This window comes from Paenibacillus sp. EKM212P, from assembly GCF_011066115.1.
In the GTDB taxonomy this organism is placed as follows: domain Bacteria; phylum Bacillota; class Bacilli; order Paenibacillales; family Paenibacillaceae; genus Paenibacillus; species Paenibacillus polymyxa_B.
The window spans coordinates 1-263 of the sequence record NZ_JAAMNR010000076.1; the positions used below are offsets into that span (position 1 = coordinate 1).

Below are 263 nucleotides of genomic sequence, written 5' to 3' on the forward strand. Positions count from 1 at the left end.
GATTCGAACCCTCGCACCACTTTCGCAGTCTAACCCCTTAGCAGAGGGTCCCCTTATAGCCACTTGGGTATCTCTCCGAGTAGCGGCAGAGGGGATCGAACCCCCGACCTCACGGGTATGAACCGTACGCTCTAGCCAGCTGAGCTACGCCGCCACCTTATATATAAAATTCAGAAATATTCAAAACATGGCTCCCCGAACAGGACTCGAACCTGTGACAACTCGATTAACAGTCGAGTGCTCTACCAACTGAGCTATCAGGG

The 263-nt window shown here is 52.5% G+C and carries 1 tRNA gene; it reads right to left on the bottom strand.

From position 1 onward, the window contains the following. Positions 1-80 precede the first annotated feature (80 nt). A tRNA-Met gene (locus tag G9G54_RS25095) sits at positions 81-154 on the bottom strand. Between the last annotated feature and the right edge of the window lie 109 nt (positions 155-263).